Raw genomic sequence first — 6,612 nt, 5'->3', positions numbered from 1 at the left:
ACGGTTGGATGAATATGTACCGCATCACGAATTACAGTAAATTGTTGCCCCGCATACATTTGATCTATTACGGTATGAATATATTCATCGGCCCCTGTACCCAAAAAAGTTGCTCCGAGGATCTTTTCGGTATCATCTTCAATATAAATTTTAAGCATTCCCTGGGTTTCTCCCATTTCTTTGGCCCTGGCTATTTTTTTCATGGGCATGGAAGCTACTTTGGCCTTAATACCGGCGTTTTGAATATCTTTAGCATTCAAACCAACCCTGGCCAGCGGTGGATCTATAAAAGCAGCGTAACAGGTAAACCGGTCTGAAAGCTTTCTCTTTTTATCTTCAAACAAGTGAGAATTCACAATTTGGAAATCATTGTACGCAGTATGGGTGAAAGCTCCTTTCCCATTACAATCTCCAAGAGCCCAAATTTTTGACACACTGGTTTGTAATTCGTCATTCACTTTAATATAACCTCGATCATCTAAACTAACATCGGTGTTTTCAAGCCCCAAATCGTTTGTGTTAGGAATACGTCCGGCAGCAAGTAATAGATGAGAACCTTGAATGTTCAATTTGTCTCCTTCACAATTAACCGAAACTTCAATTTTGCCTTCTTTATTCTTAGCACTTATACATTCAGAATTCAAACGAACATCTATTCCTTCATCCTTAAAGATTTCTTCAATGGCTTTTCCAAATTCTGAATCTTCCTTTTTCAGTAATTGGTCTCCTCTATCCAACATCGTTACTTTACTACCAAAACGGTGAAACATTTGACCAAACTCCAGGCCTATATAACCACCACCAACAATTATTAAATGCTCCGGAATTTCTTCTAATTCCAGGATACTTTCATTTGTTAAATAATCAACTTCATTAAAACCATCGGGGATTCTAGGTTTGCCTCCTACATTGATGTAAATTTTATCTGCTTCATAAGTGGTTCCTTCTACTTCTACGGCGTGGTTATTTAGAAAATTCGCTTTCCCGCGAATGAGTTGAATATTTTCATTATTCTCCAACATCTTTTCCAGGCCATTCCGGGAATCTGTGATCATTTTATCTTTCCGTTCTTTGATAGTTTTCAGGTTTACTTTGATATCGCCATTTACTTCAATACCAAGCTCTGCACTGTTTTTGGCAATATAAGCCCGTCTTGCACTGGCTACGTAAGCTTTGGTTGGCGTACATCCAACATTTACACAGGTACCGCCCAAATTTCCCTTTTCTATAATGGCAACCTTCCATCCGTTTTTGGCCATACTTGCGGCCAGGGAAGGTCCTGCCTGTCCTGTTCCCATAATAATCGCATCAAACTTCATAGTTGTTTTTTTAGTATTTATAATTTTCGCCTTTATCGCTTTCCAGTTCTACTCCCAGACTTAAAACCATCCTGTTTACAAAATTGAAATAAGAAACCACCAGGGCGGCATCTAAAATAGCCATATCACTAAAACCTACTTCCCTCAACTCATGCGTTAAAGTTCCATAATTTTGGATACTATCATTTTTCGTGAGGGTTTTGGAAAAAATACACAAAGCCAAATCTTCAGAATTAAGATTAATCCTTAAAAAATTTTTCTTCAAATTTTCTATTTTACTTTCATCCTTCCAATACTTATTTAAGGCACTTGCGTGATGCTCTATACAGTATTTGCAATTATTAGTTTTAGAAACCACTACGGCCATCATTTCTCTTTGCGACCTGGAAAGATCAGATTTGGAATACATAATTTCCATATACAAATCCATGTGTTTCACGATACTCTCAGGCCGAAGACTTTGCATTTTATGAACCTCGGCTATTTGGCCACGCTGCTTTTCCAGCTGGTCATAGATTTCTTTAAGCCTTCCTGTGGCCTCTTCGGGTTGAATTATGCTTATTCGCGACATAGATTGTTCTTAATAATTTGACTTTTTTAAATATACTCAATTGTTCCTACCCCAAATGTTTAAAATTACAGGTATACACCCGCAGCTTATGTCATAAATCTGACAATTTATATTATGACGAATGATTATATTACTTTTTAATAGAAATATCCAACTAAAAATAAAAAATTATGAAAAGCTCAGACTGGAAAGTAATTAGCGCCGCAAAGGAAGCAGGAATTCCGGATCCCGGATTTCAAATTGATAAAAACACTGCCATAGTAATCACTGATCCTCAGAATGATTTTCTTCGGGAAGACGGGGTAGCCTGGCCAATTGTAAAGGAAAGTGTTAAAGAGAATAATACAATAGAAAACATGTCTACTGTATTTAAACTGGCGAGACACAAGGGAATGAAAATATTTATATCCCCCCATTATTTTTTTCCGGCAGATAAAGGATGGAAATTTGGTGGTTCTCTTGAGAAATTCATGCATTCAAAAGAAATGTATAAACGCAAGGGACGGTTGGACATGGAAGGCTTTGAAGGTTCAGGAGCCGATTTTCTCGAGGAATTCAAGCAATACCTGGAAGGAGAAAATATTATTCTTTGCAACCCCCATAAATTGTACAGCCCTAAGAATACGGACCTCAGCCTTCAACTTAGAAAGTATAGAATTGAAAAAGTTTTAATAGCAGGTATGTCTACCAATCTGTGTGTAGAATCCCATGCCAGGAATCTACTTGAAGAAGGATTTGAAGTAGGAGTAATTGCCGATGCCAGTGGAAGCGCAAAACTTCCCGGACTGGATACTTTTCAGGGTGCTTTAATGAATCTAAGAATGATTACCAGCCATGTGTTTACAACAGAAGAATTTGAGAAAGAACTTCAGGCCGCAGATCTTTAACTAAAATAGATTTTAAATCAAATTAGCAGTCCTTAAAGTGGTGAACTCTGCACTTTCTTTTAATTATTTGCGACTATTAAATAGACATATTGAATGTATTAAAAATTAAATATTTATGTATTTTCCGATTATTTAACAATAATAAGTGATTAATTCACAGTAATTTAACTTTTATTTTAAAACCGTAACATCTGGTTTATCGTAAATTTTATAACTCTGATCTTACTTAACCTCATTAATTATAACCTTTTAAATTTTGTATTATGAAGAAACCAATTATTAATGTTGAATTTGCAGATCAGGGACCTGATGGAAAGCTAACCTCCCGCCGGAGGTTTTTAAAGACAACCGGCCTTCTGGTTGCGGGATCAGGCTTGTTTATGTATTCCTGCAGTAACGAAAACCTGGAAGAAGAATTACTTACAGCAGATGCCGCAGCAGATGTGCGGGCGGGAAAGGTGTTCAACCTTGGTAAGGGAGACCTTGCCATACTCAATTACGCCTATGTACTGGAACAACTGGAAGCCGAATATTACCGACAGGTACTGGAAGGGGATTACTGGTTAAACCAGGCAAGTCCTGAAGAAAAAGAGATTTTGCAGGATCTGTATTATCACGAGGTAATACACCGGGATTTTTTAAAGGTTGCGATCAGTTCAGTTGCCCCTCCCGGAAAAATTGCTCCGGATCTAATCTTTGATTTCAGCAGTGTTGATTTTAGTGATAGGACAACAGTACTTACTGTCGCTAAAATTCTGGAAGATACAGGGGTTTCCGCCTATAACGGAGCCGGCAACCTTTTGGAGAACACTGATTACCTTTTAGTGGCAGGAAAAATTGTTTCAGTGGAAGGCAGACATGCGGCTGCCATTGGAGATCTTCTGGATCCTGGATCAAACAATTTTGCTTCAGATGATGTCCTGGTAGATTTATTAGGTACCGGAATAGCATATGATAAGGCAACCGATCCACGTGATGTATTGGAAGCAGTGGCGGCAACAGGTTTTTTAGAAACCAAAATAATCGCCAATAATGTACCTACTGAATAATTAATTTTAACACTAAAAAATAACAATTATGAATATTATAAAATTTTTAGATAGTCTTTCCGACCCGGAATTATTGACAACTCCGGTTTCACGCCGAAATGGACTTAAAAGTCTTACACAAAAAGGAAAGGAACTGGCACTGGTTTCTATTCCGTTTGCACTGGCTGCAACCAGTAAGAAAACCGCAGCCGCCACTAAGGCCATGCCTTCCGCAATGTTCCAGGCTTCTCCTACGGAAGTACTTCAGTTCGCCCTTACGCTGGAATACCTGGAGCGGGATTTTTATCAGATGGGACTGGATTCAGGCGTGATTCCTGCAGACGATGAGAATATTTTCGTTTTGATCAGAGATCATGAAAGCTCTCACGTGGACTTACTTAAGGCCGCTTTAGGAGGCAATGCTTTTGATGCGCCGGAATTTGATTTTTCCGGCGGCTTAGGACTTGATCCTTTTAACAATTATGCTCAGTTCCTGGCTTTGGCCCAGGGATTTGAAGATACAGGAGTAAGAGCTTATAAAGGGCAGGCAGGAGCATTGGTAGACGATGATGCGCTGCTGGAATACGCGCTTCAGATACATTCGGTAGAAGCCAGACATGCTTCACAGCTAAGGAGAATGCGGGGAGAGAAAGGTTGGATTACCAGAGATAACAACACTTTACCGCCCGCTTTCAGCGCGATTTATGCCGGCGAGGAAAACACAGTGCAACTGGGTGTAGAACTTGCGGGTCGTTTCCCTAATTTTGGAGGCGTAGATGCCGTAACTGAGGCTTTTGACGAGCCGTTGACAATGGCAGAAGTCAATGCTATAGCAGGTTTGTTTCTGGCATAAACCCTTAAGCTTTATTAAACCCCTCTGCACTTTGAGTGCAGAGGTTTTTTTTACCAGGGACTGAAAATCCCCAAGCTATCCCAATTTAAAATTGGAATTATCACTCGAATCTCGGCGATGGTGTTCCAAATATTCATTAATCATCTCATCGGTAATACTTCATCTGCTCCTTACCCCATAAACACTTGCCCAAAAATGTTGCCCAATATCGTTCCTTCAGTTTTGGAAATTCTTGTTGAAGTTTTCTAGAAGTTCTTCCTTTAAACTTCTTAAGTATATTACTTACATTCAGTTTAGGCGCATATTCAATATGCATTTGAACATGATCCGAACTAACAACTCCTTTTAATATCTCTATTCCTTCTGCTTCACATATTTGAACTAAAAGTTCGGGACAACGCTCCTTAATATCACCCTGAAGCACTTTGTATCTATATTTAGTTACCAAACAACATGACAAGTCAAATCACTGCCTATGTATGAGCCTTTTCATTAATAACCCACAGCTCGAAAATATAGATTTTTTCGCAATACTAAAGTGCTGCAATAAAATTGCAGGGTTTAAATCTTTTTTTGAGAACAATAAGAATATAATCAGTCAAACCTTAAAGGTTAATGAGCCGACATTATCCTGATCTTAAAAACCCAGCAATTCAAACCTTCCAAAACATTATTATTCACAATGAAAAATAAACTTATGATAATCTTAAAGTTTGTTCTTTTTCTCTAAAGTATTGCCAATATACAGTCAAATGTCATTTTTTAGACATTTTAATAGCCTCGATGATTTATATTAGATAAGTGCGGTTTGCTTGTATTAAGTTAATGCCGCGAAAATTTCTTTATTTAATTTAAAAAATATAACTATGAAAAATCGAATAAAAATTCTGGGATTATTTATTACTCTATTGGCATTTCTAAATACTTCCTATGCGCAGGATAAAAAAATAAATGTAGAGGATTGGCCGGAAACGGCAAAAATGGCTGCTAAAGCGATGATGGATAAATATGGCGAACCCCATGAACATACAGAAAGCATGTTGATTTGGAATGACACTGAACCCTTTATAAAAACAATTGTATATAAAGAAGAAATCCAGCATGATTTCCCAATGCCACATAAAGATGTTCTGGAACAGGTAATAAACCATGATGCACCGATTGATAAATATTCAGACCTGGCGCGTTTTGATGGCAGTGTGATCGTAGAACGCACAAAAGGAACTATTGCTGCACGTTGTGACAAAGAAGCAGCAAATTTGCTTGCTCTTAATCTGGCTCATGATATCATTGAAAATAAAAAAACAGTAGAAGAAGCAAAACAATTTTATGCCGATACTATGATGGGAATGATGCAGGGTGAGGAACATGAATATTTGAAAGAGCTTTCTTTTGATATTGTAAAACGTAATATTACTAATCCCGGTGAAACAATTATGGATATGTCTAAAGTGAAGGAAATGAAAGAGAAGCAAAATAAAATGAATAAGTAGAATTTAATTAATGTTTAAATTAGGTTAACTTTTGCAGAAACCCATACAAGACTGTTTGTATGGGTTTTTTTGATTATAAAAAATTAAGCTAAAGATTAATCAGGCACGGAAATAAATCTTTAATAAATTGTTTAATTTGCCGATAAGGTTGGTGAGATTGAGCCGTATACCAAAATTTTTTCAATTAACACGATTTATTAATGGAATTTGCAGGAGAAACAAACGAGAGACTTATCATAAGTGATATCTCCTCTACTAATCAAAATCTTATTACAGATTTTCAGGCTAACGACCTTACTTTGTTGTGGTTCACCGGGAATGGAAATTATCTTACCATTGATTCTGTTCCTTATGAGTTTCATAAAAACCAGATCATCTGTTTGACAGAATTCCATAAGATTGAAATAACTGCCATTAATGCTGCGCAAATGATACGCTTTAATCGCTCCTTTTATTGCATT

The 6,612-nt window shown here is 37.3% G+C and carries 6 protein-coding genes and 2 pseudogenes; 5 read left to right on the top strand and 3 right to left on the bottom strand.

The annotated features are described in order from the left end of the window. Together LB467_RS18240 and LB467_RS18235 are read right to left on the bottom strand one after the other, a co-directional pair. Nucleotides 1-1,319, bottom strand: a 1,319-nt coding sequence (locus tag LB467_RS18240; protein WP_224475565.1) for a mercuric reductase, incomplete at its 3' end; no start/stop codon positions are given. Between the two features lie 10 nt (nucleotides 1,320-1,329). Continuing rightward, nucleotides 1,330-1,890, bottom strand: a complete 561-nt coding sequence (locus LB467_RS18235) for a peroxidase-related enzyme (RefSeq protein WP_224475564.1) — start codon at nucleotides 1,888-1,890, stop codon at nucleotides 1,330-1,332. 170 nt (nucleotides 1,891-2,060) lie between these two features. Here LB467_RS18235 and LB467_RS18230 point away from each other — a divergent pair, with 170 nt between their 5' ends. From LB467_RS18230 to LB467_RS18220, 3 genes are all read left to right on the top strand, one after another. After that, nucleotides 2,061-2,777: a cysteine hydrolase gene (locus LB467_RS18230; RefSeq protein ID WP_224475563.1), complete on the top strand. Its 717-nt coding sequence runs from the start codon at nucleotides 2,061-2,063 to the stop codon at nucleotides 2,775-2,777. A 263-nt stretch (nucleotides 2,778-3,040) separates the two neighbouring features. After that, nucleotides 3,041-3,826, top strand: coding sequence for a ferritin-like domain-containing protein (locus LB467_RS18225; protein ID WP_224475562.1), 786 nt, complete (start codon nucleotides 3,041-3,043; stop codon nucleotides 3,824-3,826). Nucleotides 3,827-3,854: 28 nt separating this feature from the next. After that, nucleotides 3,855-4,658, top strand: coding sequence for a ferritin-like domain-containing protein (locus LB467_RS18220; RefSeq protein WP_224475561.1), 804 nt, complete (start codon nucleotides 3,855-3,857; stop codon nucleotides 4,656-4,658). Between the two features lie 75 nt (nucleotides 4,659-4,733). Here the strand turns inward: LB467_RS18220 and tnpA are convergent. After that, nucleotides 4,734-5,135 (bottom strand): annotated as a pseudogene (tnpA, locus tag LB467_RS18215) (IS200/IS605 family transposase). A 389-nt stretch (nucleotides 5,136-5,524) separates the two neighbouring features. On the opposite strand from tnpA, the gene LB467_RS18210 reads away from it, so the two are divergent. After that, nucleotides 5,525-6,151, top strand: coding sequence for a hypothetical protein (locus LB467_RS18210; RefSeq protein WP_224475560.1), 627 nt, complete (start codon nucleotides 5,525-5,527; stop codon nucleotides 6,149-6,151). 200 nt (nucleotides 6,152-6,351) lie between these two features. Further along, a pseudogene (locus LB467_RS18205) lies at nucleotides 6,352-6,612 on the top strand (AraC family transcriptional regulator); the annotation flags it as partial.

The organism is Salegentibacter tibetensis (assembly GCF_020164485.1).
In the GTDB taxonomy this organism is placed as follows: domain Bacteria; phylum Bacteroidota; class Bacteroidia; order Flavobacteriales; family Flavobacteriaceae; genus Salegentibacter; species Salegentibacter tibetensis.
Note: the sequence above shows the minus strand (reverse complement) of the source record. Positions and strands in the feature narration are given on the sequence as shown.